At 36.0% G+C, this 20322-nt stretch carries 15 protein-coding genes and 1 pseudogene; 5 read left to right on the top strand and 11 right to left on the bottom strand.

Annotated features, from left to right (window positions below; genetic code table 11):
- Positions 1-350 precede the first annotated feature (350 nt).
- Positions 351-1385: a TIGR02281 family clan AA aspartic protease gene (locus tag FJR38_RS19395; protein ID WP_168538849.1), complete on the top strand. Its 1035-nt coding sequence runs from the start codon at positions 351-353 to the stop codon at positions 1383-1385.
- Here FJR38_RS19395 and trpD read toward each other — a convergent pair.
- Entirely contained in the window at positions 1315-2361 is a 1047-nt protein-coding gene (gene trpD, locus FJR38_RS19390; protein WP_168538847.1) for an anthranilate phosphoribosyltransferase, read from the bottom strand. The two genes, FJR38_RS19395 and trpD, sit on opposite strands and share 71 nt — an antisense overlap.
- Before the next feature lie 249 nt (positions 2362-2610).
- Entirely contained in the window at positions 2611-3456 is an 846-nt protein-coding gene (locus FJR38_RS19385; protein ID WP_168490828.1) for a DNA adenine methylase, read from the bottom strand.
- Between the two features lie 89 nt (positions 3457-3545).
- Here FJR38_RS19385 and FJR38_RS19380 point away from each other — a divergent pair, with 89 nt between their 5' ends.
- On the top strand, positions 3546-4271 hold the full coding sequence (locus tag FJR38_RS19380; RefSeq protein WP_168490830.1) for a cytochrome b/b6 domain-containing protein: 726 nt from the start codon (positions 3546-3548) through the stop codon (positions 4269-4271).
- A gap of 186 nt (positions 4272-4457) precedes the next feature.
- Positions 4458-4685, top strand: coding sequence for a hypothetical protein (locus FJR38_RS19375; protein WP_168490832.1), 228 nt, complete (start codon positions 4458-4460; stop codon positions 4683-4685).
- Positions 4686-4737: 52 nt separating this feature from the next.
- Here FJR38_RS19375 and FJR38_RS19370 read toward each other — a convergent pair.
- From FJR38_RS19370 to FJR38_RS19335, 8 genes and pseudogenes are all read right to left on the bottom strand, one after another.
- A pseudogene (locus tag FJR38_RS19370) lies at positions 4738-5142 on the bottom strand (hypothetical protein); the annotation flags it as partial.
- 60 nt (positions 5143-5202) lie between these two features.
- Positions 5203-5961, bottom strand: coding sequence for a DUF5131 family protein (locus FJR38_RS19365; protein ID WP_168538845.1), 759 nt, complete (start codon positions 5959-5961; stop codon positions 5203-5205).
- A 42-nt stretch (positions 5962-6003) separates the two neighbouring features.
- Positions 6004-7302, bottom strand: a complete 1299-nt coding sequence (gene tcmP, locus FJR38_RS19360; RefSeq protein ID WP_168538843.1) for a three-Cys-motif partner protein TcmP — start codon at positions 7300-7302, stop codon at positions 6004-6006.
- Positions 7303-7429: 127 nt separating this feature from the next.
- Entirely contained in the window at positions 7430-8524 is a 1095-nt protein-coding gene (locus tag FJR38_RS19355) for a hypothetical protein (protein ID WP_168538841.1), read from the bottom strand.
- 68 nt (positions 8525-8592) lie between these two features.
- A complete protein-coding gene (locus FJR38_RS19350; protein ID WP_168538839.1) occupies positions 8593-12009 on the bottom strand; it encodes a virulence factor SrfB in 3417 nt (1138 codons plus the stop codon).
- A gap of 50 nt (positions 12010-12059) precedes the next feature.
- The gene (locus FJR38_RS19345) at positions 12060-14618 is read right to left on the bottom strand and encodes a dynamin family protein (protein ID WP_168538837.1); all 2559 of its coding nucleotides are present in this window, start codon (positions 14616-14618) and stop codon (positions 12060-12062) included.
- Between the two features lie 598 nt (positions 14619-15216).
- Positions 15217-16236 carry an ABC transporter ATP-binding protein gene (locus tag FJR38_RS19340; protein ID WP_168538835.1) on the bottom strand — a complete coding sequence of 340 codons (1020 nt, stop codon included), beginning with the start codon at positions 16234-16236 and terminating at the stop codon, positions 15217-15219.
- Between the two features lie 86 nt (positions 16237-16322).
- Positions 16323-17699 carry a DNA cytosine methyltransferase gene (locus FJR38_RS19335; protein ID WP_168538833.1) on the bottom strand — a complete coding sequence of 459 codons (1377 nt, stop codon included), beginning with the start codon at positions 17697-17699 and terminating at the stop codon, positions 16323-16325.
- Between the two features lie 169 nt (positions 17700-17868).
- Here FJR38_RS19335 and FJR38_RS19330 point away from each other — a divergent pair, with 169 nt between their 5' ends.
- Together FJR38_RS19330 and FJR38_RS19325 are read left to right on the top strand one after the other, a co-directional pair.
- Positions 17869-18435 (top strand): zeta toxin family protein, encoded by a 567-nt coding sequence (locus FJR38_RS19330; protein WP_168538831.1) that lies wholly within the window; start codon positions 17869-17871, stop codon positions 18433-18435.
- Positions 18398-18619, top strand: a complete 222-nt coding sequence (locus tag FJR38_RS19325) for a hypothetical protein (RefSeq protein WP_168538829.1) — start codon at positions 18398-18400, stop codon at positions 18617-18619. Before FJR38_RS19330 ends, FJR38_RS19325 begins: the two co-directional genes overlap by 38 nt.
- A gap of 75 nt (positions 18620-18694) precedes the next feature.
- Here the strand turns inward: FJR38_RS19325 and FJR38_RS19320 are convergent, their stop codons facing one another.
- Positions 18695-20149 carry a TerB family tellurite resistance protein gene (locus FJR38_RS19320; RefSeq protein WP_168538827.1) on the bottom strand — a complete coding sequence of 485 codons (1455 nt, stop codon included), beginning with the start codon at positions 20147-20149 and terminating at the stop codon, positions 18695-18697.
- Positions 20150-20322: the final 173 nt, after the last annotated feature.

The raw sequence follows: 20322 nt of genomic DNA, 5'->3' as shown, positions 1-20322 counted from the left end.
GGGGAGGGGGAGACTGGGACAAAGCTTCTTACCCCTGCTCTGCTTCGCTCCGCGCACAGAGGAAAGGCTTGTTCCCCCTGCTCCCTGCCCCCCTTCCCCTCTGCCTCTTCGGGGACTGGGGATAAGTAAAAGTTTTTTTGTAGGCGCGAATTGTGTCGTTAGGCTATTTTGAATTAATTTTTGCCCCAGTTTGCGACTGCGACTGTTTATTATCCCATGAGTTAAGGTCTTTAGATTTGAGACGGGAATTAATTAAAAATTAAATGGTTAAACAGTAGAAGTAGAGCATCTTTAATTCTGTGGGGAGAGTACACTTGGAAAGAGCAGCCAGGGCGGTTAAAACATTTAATATGCTTCAGTCTTTTTTGTCCCGTACAGCCCTCATTTCTTGTTTCGTTAGTTTAGCGGTTTTGACTGTTGCTTGTGAACAAAACCAGCAAACAACAGCACCTGTTGGATCTAAACAATCTTTATCAACTGGGAGTTTGGCAGCGATCAAGCCTTCTAGTCAAGTTAAACCAGCATCGAAGCCTCTAAAACCTGCGCCCACTCAATTAAGTGCTTTTGAAATGGCACTCAGTAAAGCCGCTGGTGCTAAAAGTATCAGCAAATCGGCAAATACAGCAGATGATTGGAATTTGGTGATGAATCAGTTCCAAGAGGCGATCGCTTTCATGAAAAAAGTCCGGCGCGATAGTCCCAATTTTCCCTTTGCTCAACGCAAAATCGCTGAATATAACCGTCAAATTGCACTTGCTCGCCAAAAAGCTCAACCTCGCAATTGGATATCTTCCATTACTGAGCCTAAAACTGTCGTAATTGAAGTTCCCAAAGCACAAACTAGCGTTACAGTTTCTCCCCATCCCGTCATCAAAGCTCAAAAACCATCATTATTAAAACCAACTTCTCCTGCATTGGCGATCGCTCCCTATCACAATGAGGTATTTATTGCCCCAATTAAGCGACGCATTGGTAAAACACCAATTATTGAAGTTACTTTTAATGGTACACAGCGATTTGAGATGATTGTAGATACAGGGGCTAGTGGGACTGTGATTACCCAGAGGACAGCAGTGGCTTTGGGAGTAGTACCCGTGGGAAAAACTAGAGCTAATACCGCTAGTGCTAAAGCTGTAGAATTTGCCATTGGCTATCTAGATTCAATGGAAGCCGGAGGGATGATGATCAATAAAGTCCCAGTAGCGATCGCTGGTACAGAATTAGATACAGGACTATTAGGGCATGACTTTTTTGGTAATCACGATGTCACTATCAAACGCCATGTTGTCGAATTCCGTCCCCAAATCAATGAAGTTAATTCTGTAGGAATTGAACCAAATCCTCCAGCTTTTTCCAGGGGCTACCGCTTTGTAATATTTCCCTAGCTACAGTCACCCCTTGGGCATGATTTAGCAAAGGAACTGCACCAGCTACCTGTAACGCAAGGGAAGCATTAAGCGCCACTATATCCTGCTGCGCTATTGTCCCCTTCCCTTGCAAAACTTCCTTGAGAATGACTGCATTTGCTTCTACATTGCCACCTTTTAAAGCCGTAATAGGGGCAGGTGTCACGCCTACTTCATCAGGATCAACAATGGATAAGTGTACTTGACCATTGCTTAATATTGCCAAATCGGTAATATCCCCTAAACCAGCCTCATCTAATTTTTCTCTCCCATGCAGAACAATAGCTGTTTGTGTCCCCAATTGATTTAAAGCTTCTGCAATGGTTTCTATCAGTTGGGGATCAAATACACCAATTACCTGACCGGTGGGAGATAGGGGATTTACCAGGGGACCTAGTAAATTAAACACTGTTCGCACCTTGAGATTTCGCCGTAATGGGGCAACAGCTTTAAGTGCTGGATGCCAACCAGGGGCAAATAAAAATGTAATTCCTACCTCCTCTACTGCTGCTTGAACTTTTTCACTCGTAGCAGTCAAATTAATTCCTAATGCTTCTAAAACATCAGCACTTCCCGTCAGGCTAGAAGCTGAACGACTACCATGTTTAGCCACAGGTATACCAGCCGCTGCAACTACAAAAGCCACCGCTGTGGAAATATTAAATGTTGATGCTCCATCACCACCAGTACCACAAGTATCAATTAACCGTAGGGGCGGGGTTTCCCCGCTCTTAGCTCTCGGTACAGAAGATAGAGATTTTAATACTTCCGCCATTCCTGTCAATTCTTCAGCACAAACACCTTTGAAGTTCAAAGCCATTAAAATTGCCCCTGATAGTTCTGGGGGAATCGCTTCATTAATCCATCCTTGCATCAATTCGGCTGCTTGTGTGCGGGTTAATGATTGACGTTCTAATAATTGTTTGAGTAAGTTAGACCAAATAGTAGAATCCATGCTGCGGTTTTTTATGACACTGGATGTGATTTTACCGAAAAATGGTTATCTGTTTCGCGCGATCGCTTTTAGTGGCTATTTGATGCGAAGAGAACGAACCGCAGAGGCGCAGAGGACACAGAGGAAGAGAAGAAAGAGATGTTTTGATCTTATTTAGTGAGATCCAGTCAGCCAATCGCAAACTCTGTAGGGGCGCAGGGTCTGCGCCCTCGATTGTATTTTATCCTAGTGATAACTGCTATATGGTGTTTAAGCCGTAAGTTGAGATTTTTCTGAATATTGGTTAATTTTATAATTACTAATAAATAGTTCTTTGCCTTTTTCAGCTTTTTTCTGTTTATAATTATTCATCCCATACTGTAATTCCCATTCTAGGATATTTGCCCAATGAAAATTATCTCTAATTTCTGGAGAATCATCATAGGTAATTAGCCACTGATGAGGGCATTCTTTTAAAATTTCTGCAAATCTGAGATGATCAAAACCAGTGTGTAAATTTCCTCTTTTCCCATACAGTTTAGATTTTTCAGCTTTAAAATAGGGGGGATCTAAAAATATAAATACATCATTGCCACCCATATTTAAAATTTGACTATAATCTAAGTTAGTAATTTTAATATCTGTCGTTAATATGTTTTCTAACTTCTGCAAACGATCTATTGATGAATGTGTAAATCTTGTATGAAAAGACTCTAAAGAAAATCCACCTGATTCTATAGTTCCCGAAAATGTAATTCTGTTAAGAACAAAAAAGCGCACTGCTCTTTCTAAATCTGATAAAGTATTCACATCTACACTCGCTAATTGGGTAAATAGTAATTTCCCATCTTTTGAGTTTTCTTTAATTTGACGAATTTCAGAAACTAATTTCGATAAATCAGATTGAGTAAAATGCCAGAATAGAAATAATTCCTGGTTTAAATCATTAATAGAAATCTTTAAATTAGGGAATTTTTGTTTTAAGTAAATAAAGACAGAACCACCACCAACAAAAGGTTCTCGAAATTCAGAAAACTTTTCAGGTAAATATTCAGAGATTTGCTTGACTGCTCTTGACTTTCCACCAGGATAACGGAGAGGACTTTTGATATTCATTGTTTCCGATGTTTGAGACGTGATAATATAAATTTTATATTTTATATCTACATCAAAATTAACCTTCTTAAAAACTACAATATCAGCTTATGAATCGTTCAGCCCCTTATCAACCCTTGATATTGCGAATCCTGCATGGTATCAGCGGAGTTTTAGTAATTGGTGCAATTATTAGCGGATTCTTAGTTTACAATACTTTTGACAAAAGATTTGGATATATTCCAATTCCCAAAATTAATCCAATACAAGATATTCATGGGACATTAGCAGTATTTTTCTTGATTTTACTGCCATTCTTTGCACTTTATAGCTTTCATGCTGGAAAAAGACGCTTACTACAACCAGACTCAATCCAAAATCTAACTCAATTCGGTAAACCAATTTGGTGGATAAGTCTGCAACGTTTAGTAAATACTAAAATCCTAATTGCTGCTGTTTTGGCAGTAATATCTGGCAGAATGATGAAAGAAGAATGGCTACCTATAGGAGAACTTGATCATATTTGGTATTATCTTCATCTAATAGCTTGGGTAATCATGATCTGCTTTTTAGCAGTTCATGTCTTGATGTCAGCTAAAGTTGGTGGTGTGCCATTATTAATATCAATAATATCATGGGAATTCCGCGCAGAAGATAGTCCTGCTAACTGGTACACTCGTTTGCGTGGTTGGTTAAATAATTTCTCTCATAATATTCAAGGAGAAATTAATCAGTTTATGGGGGGTAGTTTATTATTGAAAATAATTGAGGTGATTGTATTGGGGGGAATTATCGCCGCATTTGTTTTACCATTATTTTTTTCAGGTAGTGAATAAGTAAATTTAGACATCAAATAGACGCAAATATCATTCTTGGCATTTTAGAAAAACAGCAAATTGATACATTTTTCTAAATCAATTTTTATCTCTAAAGTTGCATAAGTCAAAATACCTATAGCAAGATATCTAAGGGTTTAAGATATAGCAAAATAGGATGACATAAGTTGTGACAAGGATAAAAATATGAAGCGTATAGCATCAATAACTCTATTAGCATTTTTGGGAACTACCGCTTTCGTTGCAATATTCAAAAATTCTCAAGACATAACGACATCACAAGTCATATTTGCTAAACAAAACCCGACTATACTCGTTCCAGCACCTACACCTACACCCGTACCAACCCCTACACCTACATCCGTACCAACCCCCACACATCCACCGATACCTACACCTATACATCCATTTTAGGATCATCATTTTGGTATTTTCAGTTTTTAAGAAAACAAAAAATATCCTGTAGTTACCTTAAAGTCCGAAATATAACTCTTCCTGGATACTCTTGCTGATTAATGCGGGCATATACTCGTAAACAAGTTAATACTTCACCAGGATTACCACCACAGTCTAATTGCAAGTCATCTTTAGAAAATTCACAGACATCAGCATACAGTCCTGATAATTGCTTAAGTCGGACTTCATTACCTGCTTTTATCGCTTTGTCAGCAGCTTTTCTGAGAAGACGACGGGATTCTTTTTGTAATTTTCCCCACCAAGAATAACGTTCAGCAGGAGGAATAAATACTAAGGAATGAATGGCTTCATCCATGTCAATCCAAGCACATAAGTTGAGGACTGTATCAGTATTTTGATCGGATTTTTGAGTGCGGTGAAAGCGATCGCTTAATGCGTCAATATATTGATTACGTTATTTAACCACTGTTTTTTATAGTCGTGAATAAGTAAAGAAATAGAATTTTGATAATTCTTATTTGGTAGCTAATGCTGACACTTTATTTTTACTATTTTTACTATCTGCTAATATTGGAAATTCATCCCATGTTCTTCCATCGAGTTCTCTACCAAATTTTTTCTTTTGAACTCCTCCCCATTGTTTAAAGAAAAATGGCACATTAGCTTCAATACATTGTTCTCTAATATCCCGTACCCACTCAATATTCATAGGTCGAGCGCCTATACCAGATTCTCCACCAACAATCACCCAATGTAAATTATCCAAAGAAAGTTTTAAAGAACCTAAAAGGGGTTCACAAGATAAAAATCTAATTTTTGCAGGAACTTCTTTTAAAATTTCGCTTCTCCATGTCCAAGCTTGTGATTCTACACTGACTCCAGCCCAAACATTAGGAGGCCATTTCTTGAGTATTTTAGATATTTCTAACATCCTTTCTGGACGCTTAGTTAATAGTTGGAATTGATGCCAATGTGCTTCTTCCATAACATTAAAAACCTTAATAATAAATTCTTCGGTAATTTCATCAAGGAATAAATCACTCATGGAATTCACAAATATTATACGAGGTTTTTTCCATGAAAGAGGCATTTTTATTCTTTCATCCCAAGATTTTACATCAAAACCTTGTTCATAAGGATGACCAGGAATACCACGCCACCTTTCTGCAAAACGTTCTGCGTAACAGTTCTGACAACCAGGGCTAATTTTATGACAGCCAGTTGTAGGATTCCATGTAGCTTCAGTCCATTCTATTGTTGAAGATACTGACATATAATTTTACTCAATAAAAAACTTAGGTTTATTATATTAGTATTATTTTACTACTCTAATGCAATTTTCCAAAGTTAATTTACCACTTGCACCTAATTCTCTAGCTTCTATGATTTTTTCTTCATACAAATTTAGAAATATTTCTCTATATTTTTTCCTATTTAAGTAACCAAGGTTGCCAATTTCAAGAATAACCATAGTTATAGCATTGTCTAAAGTCATCCAATCTTGATTTTTAATGCGTAAAATATCAATTATTTGAGGTTTGATTGTGGAAATACGTTCATTATTTTGACCTTCCCATTCATCGTCCATAAATTTATGATATTGACCAGTTTTATCATCTTGATGGAAGAGCAATTTATTTTCCTGATACACAAAATCATTTAAAAAGAAACCAAAAGCCTTTTGAGGATGGTTACTGCCAACTACAATATGATACTGTGGTCGAGTATCATTATACTCTTCTTTGATTTCAAAACTAGCTACTCCATTAAAACTACTATTTTTTTGCAGTCTATCTTTGAAGTATTCAAGCACCCATCTTTCAAATTTTTGCCCTTTTTGCTCTTCTTGTTGGTATTCAAGCATTTTTTCTTTCCATTCTAAATCTGATTTATCACCTAAAAGTTTAGTTAGATGCTGTGTATATGTTTCCGTAATTTTCTCTTCCTTGGAATCTTTATAACTTGTTTTATATCTGCCTCCACTGCGAGCAACTGCGATATTATGAAATAGGAAGAATAATTCCCCTTTATACTTACTAACATAATCAGCTATAGAACATATTTCTTCAAAAGTTACTCCTTGAACACCAAAAGTATCTAAAAAAAATAATGTTGGATAGTTGTCTAATTCACTCATGATTTGAGGTAATACTTTATCAAATTTTTGAGGTTCATAAATTTTGTAAGATAATCCTTCCCCTATTAAATTACAGTTAATATTGAGTTCTTGGTTTCTTTTTTTGTTTTTCTCTGTAAAAAAGCATCTTAATGTAACGCGCTCTTCAAGTTCAAATATTTTGGCTAATTTAAGAGCTATCAAAGGTGAACCATCAGTATCTAAAAAATCAGTTTTATATCTTTTCCAAAAATCTGATTTATCTACAAAATTCTCAATACCAATTCCTTCATCATATTTACCTTTTCCTGCAAAACCATCAACATAGTTAAGATACTTTGATTGGAAGGGTTTGCTACCACCTAAGTTATAACAGAAAGCTTGTATATACCTTAACATAATCCGATGTTTAGCCGCAGTCCATGTTCTTTTGCGATTGAAATATTCTCGTTCGTCACCAAATAGAGATAGTTGTATATCTTTTTGCTTTTTAGACATTGCTAACCCTTAAAAACTAGATAAAACATTTGATGCCTGTATTCTAGATTAGCAAATGCCAGCAAAATTTGTAAAAAATCTAACAATTCACAACAAAGTTGCATTTTTGGTAAAAATTATTCTCATTTTACCTTAAAGTCCGAAATATGACTCTTCCTGGATACTCTTGCTGATTAATTCGGGCATATACTCGTAAACAAGTTAATACCTCACCAGGATTACCACCACAGTCTAATTGCAAGTCATCTTTAGAAAATTCACAAACATCAGCATACAGTCCTGATAATTGCTTAAGCCGGACTTCATTACCTGCTTTTATCGCTTTGTCAGCAGCTTTTCTGAGAAGACGACGGGATTCTTTTTGTAATTTTCCCCACCAAGAATAACGTTCAGCGGGAGGGATAAATACTAAGGAATGAATGGCTTCATCCATGTCAATCCAAGCACATAAGTTTAGGACTGTATCAGTATGTTGATCGGATTTTTGAGTGCGGTGAAAGCGATCGCTTAATGCGTCAATATATTGATTACGTTGTTCCGATTTGGAATATAAGGAAATTACATCAAAGCTAAAAACACTTTTCAAAGCATGATGTAAATCTGGTTCTATCTCAATAAATTTAATATATAAAAGTAAAAATCCGGCTATTAAATGAAGATTCTCAGATAAATGAGTTTGAGCAATTCCTGAATTTGCCAGGGCTTTTTGAGATAAACATAGTCCTTTGGCTTTAACTGTACCACTCAAGCCTGGATAAATAATTTCATCACGCACAAATGGTAATTCATAAATATGTTTATGATCTGCAACTGCACCTAATTCTTCTGCCAATTTTAAAGCCATTTGTCGCCAAGATGTGGCTAAATCTTCAGGAACACGCAATAATTTTCTATGAATTTCACTCCAGATTTCGGCATCAGTTTGGCTGTGGATATGAGAATTACCCAAATAGTAATTTAATTCAGGATCGTAATTAAAAGCCTCTTTTAATTTCAATAATTTTAATTCATTTGTTAACTGAGGTTTTTCTACTATAACTGGCTTAGGTTGTAAAAGATGATCAAGTTCTTGGAGTAGTTCTTCGCATATCCCAATTCCAGGATCTAAGGGGTATTCTTGATGGGCTTTTGTTAAAGTTGCGGTTAATCCATATAAATTAAACCGTAAGATTTTGGCTAATTCTGAGTTTTCTGTATTTAGTAGTTTATATAAATGTTGCATGGTTTTGTGAGGATGAAAATAGAAGATTGTAGATCCCCGACTTCTTGAAAAAAGTGGGGATTTTGGACTTAATGAATCCCACAAAAAGGATCACGTTCTTTATCAACTTCATTAGGTTGTAATTCTAATTCTGCCCGATAAACACATCCTTCTTTTTGGAGACATTCTTGATTATTAGATGTCCAATAAGGAACTGCACCAGCGTGCATTCTTAATATACCTTTGTTATCAAGAGTTATATGATATTGACAAGGGTAATCTGTAATAATGTCTGGTTTACTGAGTGTACCAATACGTATCCATTTTTTAGTATTGGTTTCATTATCAGTTTGATAAATATAGAAGGTATGTTGACCACTTTGGGGGAATGGTGGTAAGGGTTTACTAATTAATCCTGTTCCTGGTTGATTAACACCATCTTGTAAATAATGAAATGTTTCCATCAATTTACTATCATTATTATCAACTGCAAATACTAAATGATAAGCATGAGGTTGATCAACAGTTGCTGACTCTAAAACATTGACGGCTATATCACCATCATTTAAGTTATGCGGTAGATTCTCAATGGCAATATTCCATTTTAAATTACCATCAGCAAATAGGGTATTTTCAGCAGACTTAGATATAACAGAATTGATATTAATTCCCGCTACATCTATTAAATAGTGAGGATTACCTCGACATAGTAAAACACTAAATTGTAAAGCTTGATCAATCTCAAATTGGACTTTGATTTTTTTGAGAAAGTCCTGTTCTTCCATGCCTAATTTATCCATCAATATCTTACCATCAAAACTCCCCCACAAGCGAAAAGTTCCATTTTCATAATCTTGACGATGGATAATATTAGTTAATTGTATACCCTGCCAAGGTGTCCGCACTTTCGCAACAGTGTCCCAAGGTGCAAGTTGATATAGTTCTTGTCCTGCACTAAATATGGGTAATGGTTCGTTACTTTGGGTTTTGCGTTTGAAGTTACAAGGAAGATAATAAAATAGGTTTTTAACATCAATTTCTAATTGATTTGCACCTTTCCGCAACAGATTTTTGGATTCTTCCGGATCAAATCGAAAGCGACGCAGTTTTTCGGCATAGCAAGCACCTGCGGAGGTGGCAATTTTTGTAAATTCTAAAACAAAGGTAATCCGTTCTGGATTCCAAACAAAATATGGTGATTGACTAAATTCTTCGTAAATTTGTTGTTGAACTAGATCAAGATTACAAGTTTTACCAGAGAGAATTAACCAATCTACTTTTTGATTAGTTTCAGAATTTAGACGGCTTTCCATTAAACCTTTAGCAATACCAATAGCTTCCTTAATGGACGACATAGCAGATCGTTCAAATTGCTGATTGTCTAAGGTTAGAGAAATAGATTCAGGGCTTCTAACTTGAAATTTAACTGAACTTTGGGCGAGAAGTTCACCAATTTGCTGTTCATTTAAAGTGAAGGTTAATAAAGAACCCTCTGTGGGTGGTTTTTGTCCTAATTTGAGTTTAGCGGTTTCGGCATGATCCCACAATGTGTAAAAGGTTTGCAGGCGTTGTGGTGCTTGTTGCCAGCGAGTTGGTAATACTTTTTCGGCTGTATCTAGGGCATCTTTAAAGGCTACATCACCTTCGGGATTTTCTTTATCTATACATTTTAACAAACTGCCAGTTTTAAATTTTCCATCTTCTAAAAAACGTTCATTTAATTCAGAGTTAATTAAGTCTTCTAATTTGTCGCTTTCGATATCACCTGTAGTCACTGCGGTGAGAAGAAAATCGGAAATAGCAACTTTTAAGAGGCGGAATATTCGTAAAGTAATTAACTCACCACCTAATTGTAAATGTCCAGAAGAACCTAATAGTTTAGGAGTAAGTTTATAGTAACGTCCTCCTAAGCCTCTATCTTCATTATCTGCAAAGAATGGGGTTTTATCTTCGAGAGTAAGTTCAATTAAAGCTAAGTCTGTTGTTCCGCCACCAATATCTAAAACGAGGACATTTTGTGACCATTTATTGCCATTTTGACGACAGCGAGTTTTAAAAGATTCAATGCCAATATTGAGATTACCGCCAAATTCTCGCCAGAGGAAAAATATAGCCACAGAAACGGCTTCGTCATAGGCTGTTTGCACATCATCAATGCCTAATTCCTGTACCAATTGCTTAATTTCTTTGCGAACTACTGGAGGGGCAACGGCGGGATAGGTAACAACTGCTGTTAAAAAATCGCCTTCCGAAAATCTGCGTCTAGCCCGTTGGCGATAGTCTTCTGTTAGTTCGATTAATTGCGCCCAAGCTGCTTGAATTAGGCGATTAACTTGAATATTTTCTTCATCTTCTTCTAAGATAACGGGAAAAGATCGATCTTGTCCAAAATAGCGTTTGGGTGAATGGTGAAATCTGCTAATAATTTCTTTGACGGAAATACTTGATCCTTGGGCTATCGCTTTTTTGCGATTATCTCTTGCGTCTCTCCCCATTCGCAGTTTTAAGGGAATTAATTCTGATATTTCCATTTCACTGGGAATTTCGGTATTTCGCCGATCAATATCTAAAACTACGGGAATTAAATTTTGTGATTCTAATGTGGGAACACGAAAAACTTCATGATAAATGGAATAAAGTTTTTTGCTAACAGCCCGTCGAAATCTATCACTTGTTCCTAAACATAATTCAATTTGGCGAATTGCTTCTAAAAAAAGTTCTTTGTTATCAATTTCAAAAATTTCACTTAATTGATGTGATTCTATTTCTAAGTTTTTGCTAATATCAGCAAGGAATTTTTCCCATTCGCTGCCACTAACATCAATTAAAGCTAAATCAGGGGGAGAATTTAACCATTCGGCCATGCGTTCTCTTAATCTCAGTTCTTGTTCTCTGGGTAAAACTTCAGCAATAGGTACTTCAATAGGGTCAAAAAGTGTAACTGTGGAGTTAGAAGTTCCAAAATCTAAAGCTAACCAACCAGGAAATCTTTTTCTTTGTTTTTCGTTAAGTTTTTCACTAAGTTGTTGACTTAAACTATGAAGATATTGGTCAAATTGAGAATGGTTCATGGCTGTATTATTTACTGCGACTGGTAGATTTGATGATGTTTGTAAATTGGGGATAAACCAAAGATCACATTCAGCACATATATGTTTAGATATAGATAAAATTGGTTGTCCCACAGCATCAGATTCAAAATATTCAACAATCACCTTTAAAGTACAATCAACTACTGTCATTAAAGGTGAATCTAATAGACAGGGATCTTGTCCTAGTTGACAAATATTAGATATTTGTTTAGGGATAGATGAGTTGAATTGTCTATAAGTTCTTTGAATTTTTGCTGCTAATTCATTTGGTGTGCCTCTAACTATACAGGTAATTCGAGAAATGTAAGAGATGTTGCTATTAATAGAGATAATTTGAATTGAGGGTAGATGCAACTGTGCATTTTCTCTCACACCTAATTTAAAGCTAGGTGGAATTTGAATTTCCACAGGCATTTTTGATTTTCCTTATTTAAGTTGATGGTTAATCACTGAATGCTGACCAATTAAATATAGGTATATGCTTCAGCTTCATTAATTGCGGCAATATCTCCTAAAATTTCTAACCAGGTGGGAATAGCTAATTCAGATTGTGAATCTCTAGCCGCAATATATCTGAGTAATGCTTCTTGTTTAGAAAGGTTTTGCAAACTGGGGATAATTTGATCTAAAATGCCATTGATTTCTATATTTACCTGTTGATTAATTTCACTCACATATTGGACTAAGTGAAGACTGGCACTAGCGGTAATTTCATCTCGTAGTCTCAAGACAAAAAGTTGATGATTGGTATTTCTAGATGGGTTTTGATTTCTCTCCGGAGACCAATCAAAAATTTGCCCAACACTGTGTTTTTCATCTTGTCTAGCTAAGGGAAAAATACTTTCTGGTTTGATGTTTTGATCATTGTTATTTAATTCGGCAATAATGGCTTCTTTCCATTGACGAGGATCACATCCTAATAACAGTTTATAAAATAAATCTGCTTCTTCTAAACCAAATTTTTTTTCAATTTCTTGTTCCATTTCTGGCTGAAGAATGGCTTGCAGTTTTTCCCGTTCTAAGGTGATTTGATGTGCTAATGAGTTTAATAAGTCTACCACAGCTTGACGAATGCGATCGCTCGCAAAACTTTCTAATTCTTTAATGGTTTTCTCAAAAGCTGGATAAAAGTCATCACTCTTAGTTGGTAGGGAATTATTCACCCTATTTCCTCGATCAAATAATTTCCCCGCTGCACCTTTAAATTCAGCTAAGGTAATTGTGCCATTTTGGACTTTATTAAAAAGTAATGTCCATTGACTCCAATTCAAAATTCTCAAAGTTAGTTCATCTTTAATCACATCACTAACTACAATTCCTCTTCTATCTTTAAGTTGTTCTTTTCCTAAACCTTTCTGGAAATTTCTGTAGGTTTTATCTAAACTTTCAATCACCAATCGCAATTCTATTAAAGCTGGAGTATCGGCTGTGGGTATACCTTGTTCATGAATTTCCGCAATAATTTCTTTGAGATATTCTTGTTGTTGACGAATGACATCAGCAGCCCGACGGGTATCTTCATACAATTGCTTTAAGCCATGATTAGCAACATGAGTTTGAATCAGTTCTCTTAATTTACTAATCCCTCCATCTTGAGAAAAATAACCCAATTGTCTGCCTAATTGATTGCGTCCATCTGCGGCTAATAAACCTGTGCTTAAATCACCCCATTTCTGTTGGAGTTTTTTCGATCTTTCTAGATATTCGGGATAATCTAAATTGGCGAGAAATTCCTCTGAACCGGCTTTAACTTGACTGGAACGTTTAGCTAATTCAGATAATCCTAACAGTGGTGATAATAAAACAATCCGGTCTTTTTGAGAAGTAAAAGCCTCTGCACCATCAATGATAGTTTTGAGAACTTTCAATTTTTGGAAAACTGTATTTGTTTGTAAAGGTTGTGAATCTGATTGATTAGCAATTAATAAATCTAGTTCTCTTTCACCACCTTCACTTTCTAAAGGTAGTTGATCAAAACGTCCCACACCCACCAGAATTAAATCCTTGAGGTCTTGTCCGGGGCGTTGTTGCTGCATCATTGTGAAAATTTTATTGGCGCGATCGCTCCCTGGTGATTTACCATTTAGCAAAACTAAAATTGTCTGTACCTGTGCCAATTCTCGCAATGATAAAAAGGTATCTCTAGTTCCAGAATTAGCTGCACCCAAACCCGGAAAATCTAACAGGACAAATTCTTCTGCACCTGTAACATCCCAAATTTCTCTGGATATTTTGACTTCAATATCAACACGACGAATTAAAGGAAAACTGTTTTGTAATAATTGAATTGCTAATCTTTGGGGCGCACTCGGTAAACGAATATGTGCTGCTGGTAAATCCTCAAATTTGAGCGATTGAATTGCTAGAGGCATTTCTGCCAGTTGTAAACCTTCGCGGGCAGTCACATCATCAATTGGGTAAAAACGACCGCATAAAGCCTCACCATAGGCTTGATAAGCCCGCAAAAATGACACTAACTCCCTGACCAAATAGCGCAATTCTAAATTATTTGAGCTTTTCCAAACTTCTTCACACCAGGTACTAATATCTTTACCACTTCTAATTTTAGCAACCTGTAAAGGTGTTACACTTGCAGCAGTAGCGCGACGGTTTGCTTCTCTGAGCATGAAGTGTAAGCACTCATTCACCCCTTCATGAGATAAATATTCTACAGTGTAATTGTCTACTTGGGTAGTTACAAAACCATCCTGGGGTTTAATATGAATAGCAGTAACATTACCTGTGGTAGGATTTTCGCTGACTGGTAAAGCGTCTGCATAACCAATGAGACTGCCTAACAGTAAACTTTTACCACTGCTAAATTCTCCCATTACGCCGATTTTTACCGGTGATGTTGCCAATTCTACAGTTTTTTCAGCCGCTTCTCGCAGCCGTCGCAGACAATCATCAAGGCTAGTCGGAATCCAATCTTCCTCCTGGGAAGGGCTTTGAGGTACTGAGTCAATTTTGCGGAGGATAAATTCACCGTACTCTTTCAATCGCGCCAGCTTATCTGGTTCCATAGAGTAATTTTTCGCTTGATTTCATTGTCTGACAGGGTTATAACACAAAATAATCGCTACTTAAAAATCCGCGAGAACTAAGTTTCAGTACCCCAATCAAATTTATTTTCCTACACGATTATAGTGATGTCCGGTAAATTACCACCAAAAGCCTTGGCGACTAGAAGTCGCGGCTACACAGACAAAACCCATCTTCATGGGTTTCAAACTCTCAATTTTTCGTTAGTCACTGAGCCTGTCGATAGCGTAGCGTGGCGTTAGCCATAGTGTGGACTTTGTTTGTGTAGTAGCAATTTATAATCGCCAGAAACTTTTAAAACATCCTCTAATACCAATTTACAAAAACTTAATCAATAATATCAAACTGACTCAATTACCAATTAATTCAGAAGAACCCCACCCCCGCTTTACTGACGTAAAACTTACCCTCCCCTCTAGAGGGGAGGGCTAAAGTGAAACCGTATTACTGTTAGGACTTACGCAAAATATCTCGGAAACCCTCTTTTCTTCGTGTCCTTCGTTCCTATCCCTTCGGGACGCTCCGCGAACGTGGTTTGTTCTTTCGTGACTTGTGCGTAAGTCCTGACTGTGTTTGCGTCTACCTCATATTCTGCTTTTTCTCGGCTTTAGGATCACGATTAGCGACAGCGGCTAATTCAGCATCCATTAAAGTTTTTCCGGTTGCAGCTAGGTAAACATCATCTAAACTAGGACGAGATTGGGCGATACCAAAAATCGGTAAACCTGCATTATTTAATGTTTGCTGAATCGTGATTAAAGCGTCATTTTGGGGAGTGACTACCAAATTCAAAGAATTACCTTGGGCGCTATTGATGATAATTTCTTGAACAAAAGGTAAAGCCGCTAAAAGTTTTTTTGCAGTTTCGGCTTCTTCACTGGGTGAAAATTCGCGGATTCTCAAAGTGATGCGATCGCCTCCTACCTGATCTTTTAACTGAGAAGGTGTACCATTAGCAATAACCAAACCTCTATCTATAATTGCCACTCTATCAGCTAAAGCGTCAACTTCTTCTAAATAATGGCTGGTAATGACCACGGTAGTTCCCGCAGCCCGCAATTGACGCAAGAAATCCCACACCACAACCCGGCTTTCAATATCCAATCCTACCGTTGGTTCATCTAATACCAAAACATCCGGTGAATGGAGTAAACCCGCAGCCAAATCTAACCGCTTGCGTAAACCACCGGAATAAGTACCAGTTTTTTTATCTGCGTATTCTTGTAAACCCAGTAAATCCAAAATAGTGTTAATCCGCTGTTTGATCAGCGCACCAGGAAGATGATAAAGTGCGGCTTGTAATTGTAATAACTCCCGGCCAGTCAGTACCTTATCTAAAGCTACTTCCTGGGCGACATAACCCAACTTTTGGCGGGCTAATTTGGGGTGATCTAATACGGAAATGCCCGAAACTTCAATTTTCCCAGCATCAGGGGTTGTCAGCGTACACAAAGCCCGGAGAGTGGTCGTTTTCCCAGCCCCGTTGGGTCCAAGTAAACCAAAGATTTCTCCAGCTTGGACTTCAAAGGAGACATCCTGAACTGCGACGACATTACCGTAGCTTTTTTTTAGATTTTCGATGAAAACGGCAGCAGCCATAACAGCTATAATCCCTAACTATACAATTCGCAACAATCTATCTTTTATTGTACGAGTTGAGCGATCGCTGTGATGAGTTTAATATTTCATTTTGAGATAATCTTGAGTAAAGATTTAGCCAAATGATAGATTACAGGGACAGATACAGCATTACCAAATTGATGCTTGGCCTTATTTTCATTATGTGCGATTTGGAAATTTGCTGGAAATCCTTGTAATATTGCGTAATCTTTGGCGGTTAATGGTCTATATTTTTTAAGAAGATAAATTTCCTGAATAAACTTCTGTTTATATATTTTTGGTTCATCACATTCTAGCGATATAGTTGCTAAATAATCTCTCGTTCCTGTTGCGGTTAAAGTCCCAATAGCATCAGCATGAGGTAAATATATTTTAGAAATTCCCTTAATTCCTGATGAAATTTTAGAATTAACAAATTCATAACCTTTATTTTCTACAAAACGTAAAATTGATTTTTCAATTAAAGCATTGATATCTTCAATATTTAACTGAGGAATTAAAGCTTGTAAAATTTCTATACTTAAAGGATTTCCGTCTTTATCACCGTAAATTTTTCTTCTACGATTTTTTAATATGGTTTGACAAATTAGCTTTTCTCTTGGAGTGGTTTCGATTAAATCCCAAGAATGAATAGTAGTATGTCCGTCTCTGACATCTGAAAATAGAAAGAAATCATTTAATTCATCTAATTTTTGAAATCTACCTCTAGAACCAGGAATTTTACCATCTGTAAATAACACTGTTGGAGAAAATTTCTTTTTATAAAAATCTGTGCGTTGAATATCAGGAATTACATCATATAATTTCCAATGTTTATTTACAGGTTGAGGAAAGGTAAAACCCCAACTGTTATTTATATCATTTCTAATTCCTACAATAAATATTCTGTCTCTATCTTGAGGTAAACCAAAATCGTAGGAATTAAGCACCTGATATTTAACTACATAGCCAGATGATGTTAAATTATCAAGGATGTATTCTAAACTAAGTTTATTTCTCGGTTCAGTTAAACCTTTAACATTCTCAAATATAAACGCTTTAGGTTGATTAGATTTTATTACTCGAAAAACATCATTCCATAATTGACCTCTGGGATCTTTTAAACCTTTTAATTTACCTGCTATAGACCAAGGTTGACAAGGGACACCACCGACAATTATATCTATTTGAAAAGGTAATTTATCTAAATTAGTGATATCTCCTAAATATGGTTCGTCAGCATTGATATCACGAATAAAGTTATTTTTGTAAACCTTGATTGCTTCTTTGTCAATTTCTGAATAACCTAAACAAATTCCTCCTAGTTCTTCTAAAGGAATTCTAAAGCCACCAATACCGGAAAATAGGTCTATAAAAGTAAATTTGGTTGTGGTTTTTATGGTATTTGTCGGTTGCAATAATTGGAATAGTTCTAGCTGTTGAGCATCAATACAAGATTTCATATTAATTAATACACAAGTTTTTACTATACAATAGTAATATCTTATCAAGAAAATAGCGTAATGTGTTGGGAAGTAACTTTTTTCAATAAAGTTTGTTGAATTATTTTCAATAGAGATTTATTTCAATGGTAAAATACAAATAAATTAGTTAATATATATTACCAGAATCATGCCTAATGTGTACATTATCGGCGGTGCAAACGGTTCGGGAAAAACTACTGTAGCTTTGCAAATTCTCCCTTATGTTTTAGAAGTATTTGAATATGTCAATGCTGATAATATTGCAGCAGGTATTTCTCCTTTTAATTCTGAATCTGTAGCTATTGAAGCCGGAAGGTTAATGTTGCAAAGATTAGAAACTCTGGTGAATGATAAAGCTGACTTTGCTTTTGAAACAACTTTAGCTGCTCGTAATTTTGCGCGTTTTATTAGGAAATGTAAAAGCCAGGATTATATAATCAATTTAATCTACTTTTGGTTAGAAACTCCAGAATTAGCAATAACTAGGGTAAAGAAACGGGTAGCAAGTGGAGGTCATAATATTCTAGAAGATATCATTCGTAGACGCTATGAACGAGGACGCAGAAATCTAATTGACCTTTATTTACCTTTGTGTGATACTTGGACAGTATATAATAATTCAGGGGATGAACCTCAATTAGTTGCTCAATTAGGTATAAATCAGGAAGTGATAGTTTATGAACACAGAATCTGGAATCAAATCACAGCAAGATAAGGAAGCTCAAATTAATCGTACAGAACTTTACCAAAAAATAGATGCTGGTGTGAAATTTGCTATTGCAAATGCAATCGAAAGACATCGCAGGTTAGGAGAATCTATTAGTATTTTGCGAGATGGTAAAGTTGTGACTTTGACAGCAGATGAAATACCACCTCGTGATATTCACAATATAATTTAGATGCTTATAAATAACAGCAGAGAAATTAAATTCAGGCTGATTTAGCCTCACCCTTATAGAGTGAGAGGAAATTTATTAAAGATTCTCTGCTGCTTTAAGAAGATATACTTCTCGGACAGGTATTAATAATTTTTGATTAGCAACATTTGCTTCTATGATTTCCTCTGATACTAAAATTTCTTGGTGATGTTTGAGGTTAATTACCCGACGAATTTCTTTGACTTCTTCCCGTGAAATACCTAACTTATCTGCCATGCGATTGTGAAGTTTCAATTCCGAAAACTCAATTTTTCCGTCAGCAATAGCAATTTCCCAAGCAACAGATAACATGAGACGATGTTTCAATCGCTCGTTATTGCTGAGACGGCAAGTTTTATCCCGATGTTCTTCATCAAAAAGAATACTGGTTTGGATAATATTCTCAAATTTTTGACGTTTATCTATAGCTTTCCTAACTAAATCTCGCTCTTGCTTCCTAATACCAGAGGTAGTCATTAATCTATCTATAGCATCTTCTTCTTCTTCCGCTAACTTACCATCAATCCAAGCCATTGGTAAAGCTGCTATCATAATTTCTGATATAAACTTACTCATCTTGGCGGCTTCATCTTTATTTTTCCAATTCATCAAACCGCTATAAATTCCCACAGTTGCTAATAGTCCTACTCCAACAGGAGCAGCAACAGTAAATAATGAATATTGGAAAGCACCGACAACAATACCACCTGTGGACATTCCAAAAATGCCTTGTATAGTTGTCAATAAACTAGCATGAACAAATACTGATGAAGCAGCAGTTGAAGCTCCCACACCAGCTACAGTTCCTATGGTTGCACTTGTCCCAAAGGAAAGTGCCTCTTTTGTCCAATCATCACTATTATTGTCCTTTAATAAATCAACAGTAGGATCTAGAGAGTAAGTAACGGACTTATTATTGAAGTACAATTTCAAGCCTTCTAATTCATGATTGACATAGCCTTGAAAAGATTTGTCATTAAAGTTTATTCCCTGTTTGTTCCCTTCTTCATATATTTTCTGACTGGCATTATTAATAGTATCTGTAAGTTTTTGCCATGACTTACCAAAAATAGTTTTCAAGTCATTAATATCGGTTTCTATGTCGCTAATTCCTGCAAAATTTCTCTCTTGCAGTTTGTGTATGTAATAGCCTTTATTAAGGTTAAAAACTCCATCTAAAAGCACCAATGTCACGACAATAGACAGAGAAGCAGCAATAGGAGTAGTAATAGCACCAATCAAAGGTATACCTGTCCAAGGTATAAGATTATATGCCATGAAGGTTAAAATACTGCTAATTACTAGCAGTCCACCATTCAGCATTTTGCGTTCTTTAGCAGATGAATCAATATCTGAATATAAAATGAGAATGAGTCGAATATAGGAAGGAATTTTGGGGATACGAGTGATGGTAAAACTTAGAACAGCAGACAGTACAGGAACTAAAAGGGCAAAAATGGTACTAAGGACAGGTAGGACTGTCTGAAGTATAAAAGGAAGAATTACTGGCATAAAAGAGTAGTGAAGATAAAGTAATTAGTTTAGTGAATGCTAAAAACCTTTTATATAATATAGATACTTGTAGGTAATTAACAAAAGTAAATTTACTTATTTTTACTAAACTCCCTCAGTATTAGTTAAAATTATATACGTAAATTTACTATATATCCCTTTCTGACTCAGAG

The sequence above is a fragment of the Anabaena sp. UHCC 0253 genome (assembly GCF_009712085.1).
Classification (GTDB): Bacteria; Cyanobacteriota; Cyanobacteriia; order Cyanobacteriales; family Nostocaceae; genus Dolichospermum.
The sequence above is the reverse complement of the archived record's forward strand: the minus strand, read 5'-3'. Positions and strand labels throughout refer to the sequence as shown.

Bases quoted from the DNA above. Each gene is read 5' to 3' on its own strand.
- FJR38_RS19395 (WP_168538849.1), top strand. From the start codon at position 351: ATGCTTCAGTCTTTTTTGTCCCGTACAGCCCTCATTTCTTGTTTCGTT.
- trpD (WP_168538847.1), bottom strand. From the start codon at position 2,361: ATGGATTCTACTATTTGGTCTAACTTACTCAAACAATTATTAGAACGT.
- FJR38_RS19385 (WP_168490828.1), bottom strand. From the start codon at position 3,456: ATGAATATCAAAAGTCCTCTCCGTTATCCTGGTGGAAAGTCAAGAGCA.
- FJR38_RS19380 (WP_168490830.1), top strand. From the start codon at position 3,546: ATGAATCGTTCAGCCCCTTATCAACCCTTGATATTGCGAATCCTGCAT.
- FJR38_RS19375 (WP_168490832.1), top strand. From the start codon at position 4,458: ATGAAGCGTATAGCATCAATAACTCTATTAGCATTTTTGGGAACTACC.
- FJR38_RS19365 (WP_168538845.1), bottom strand. From the start codon at position 5,961: ATGTCAGTATCTTCAACAATAGAATGGACTGAAGCTACATGGAATCCT.
- tcmP (WP_168538843.1), bottom strand. From the start codon at position 7,302: ATGTCTAAAAAGCAAAAAGATATACAACTATCTCTATTTGGTGACGAA.
- FJR38_RS19355 (WP_168538841.1), bottom strand. From the start codon at position 8,524: ATGCAACATTTATATAAACTACTAAATACAGAAAACTCAGAATTAGCC.
- FJR38_RS19350 (WP_168538839.1), bottom strand. From the start codon at position 12,009: ATGCCTGTGGAAATTCAAATTCCACCTAGCTTTAAATTAGGTGTGAGA.
- FJR38_RS19345 (WP_168538837.1), bottom strand. From the start codon at position 14,618: ATGGAACCAGATAAGCTGGCGCGATTGAAAGAGTACGGTGAATTTATC.
- FJR38_RS19340 (WP_168538835.1), bottom strand. From the start codon at position 16,236: ATGGCTGCTGCCGTTTTCATCGAAAATCTAAAAAAAAGCTACGGTAAT.
- FJR38_RS19335 (WP_168538833.1), bottom strand. From the start codon at position 17,699: ATGAAATCTTGTATTGATGCTCAACAGCTAGAACTATTCCAATTATTG.
- FJR38_RS19330 (WP_168538831.1), top strand. From the start codon at position 17,869: ATGCCTAATGTGTACATTATCGGCGGTGCAAACGGTTCGGGAAAAACT.
- FJR38_RS19325 (WP_168538829.1), top strand. From the start codon at position 18,398: ATGAACACAGAATCTGGAATCAAATCACAGCAAGATAAGGAAGCTCAA.
- FJR38_RS19320 (WP_168538827.1), bottom strand. From the start codon at position 20,149: ATGCCAGTAATTCTTCCTTTTATACTTCAGACAGTCCTACCTGTCCTT.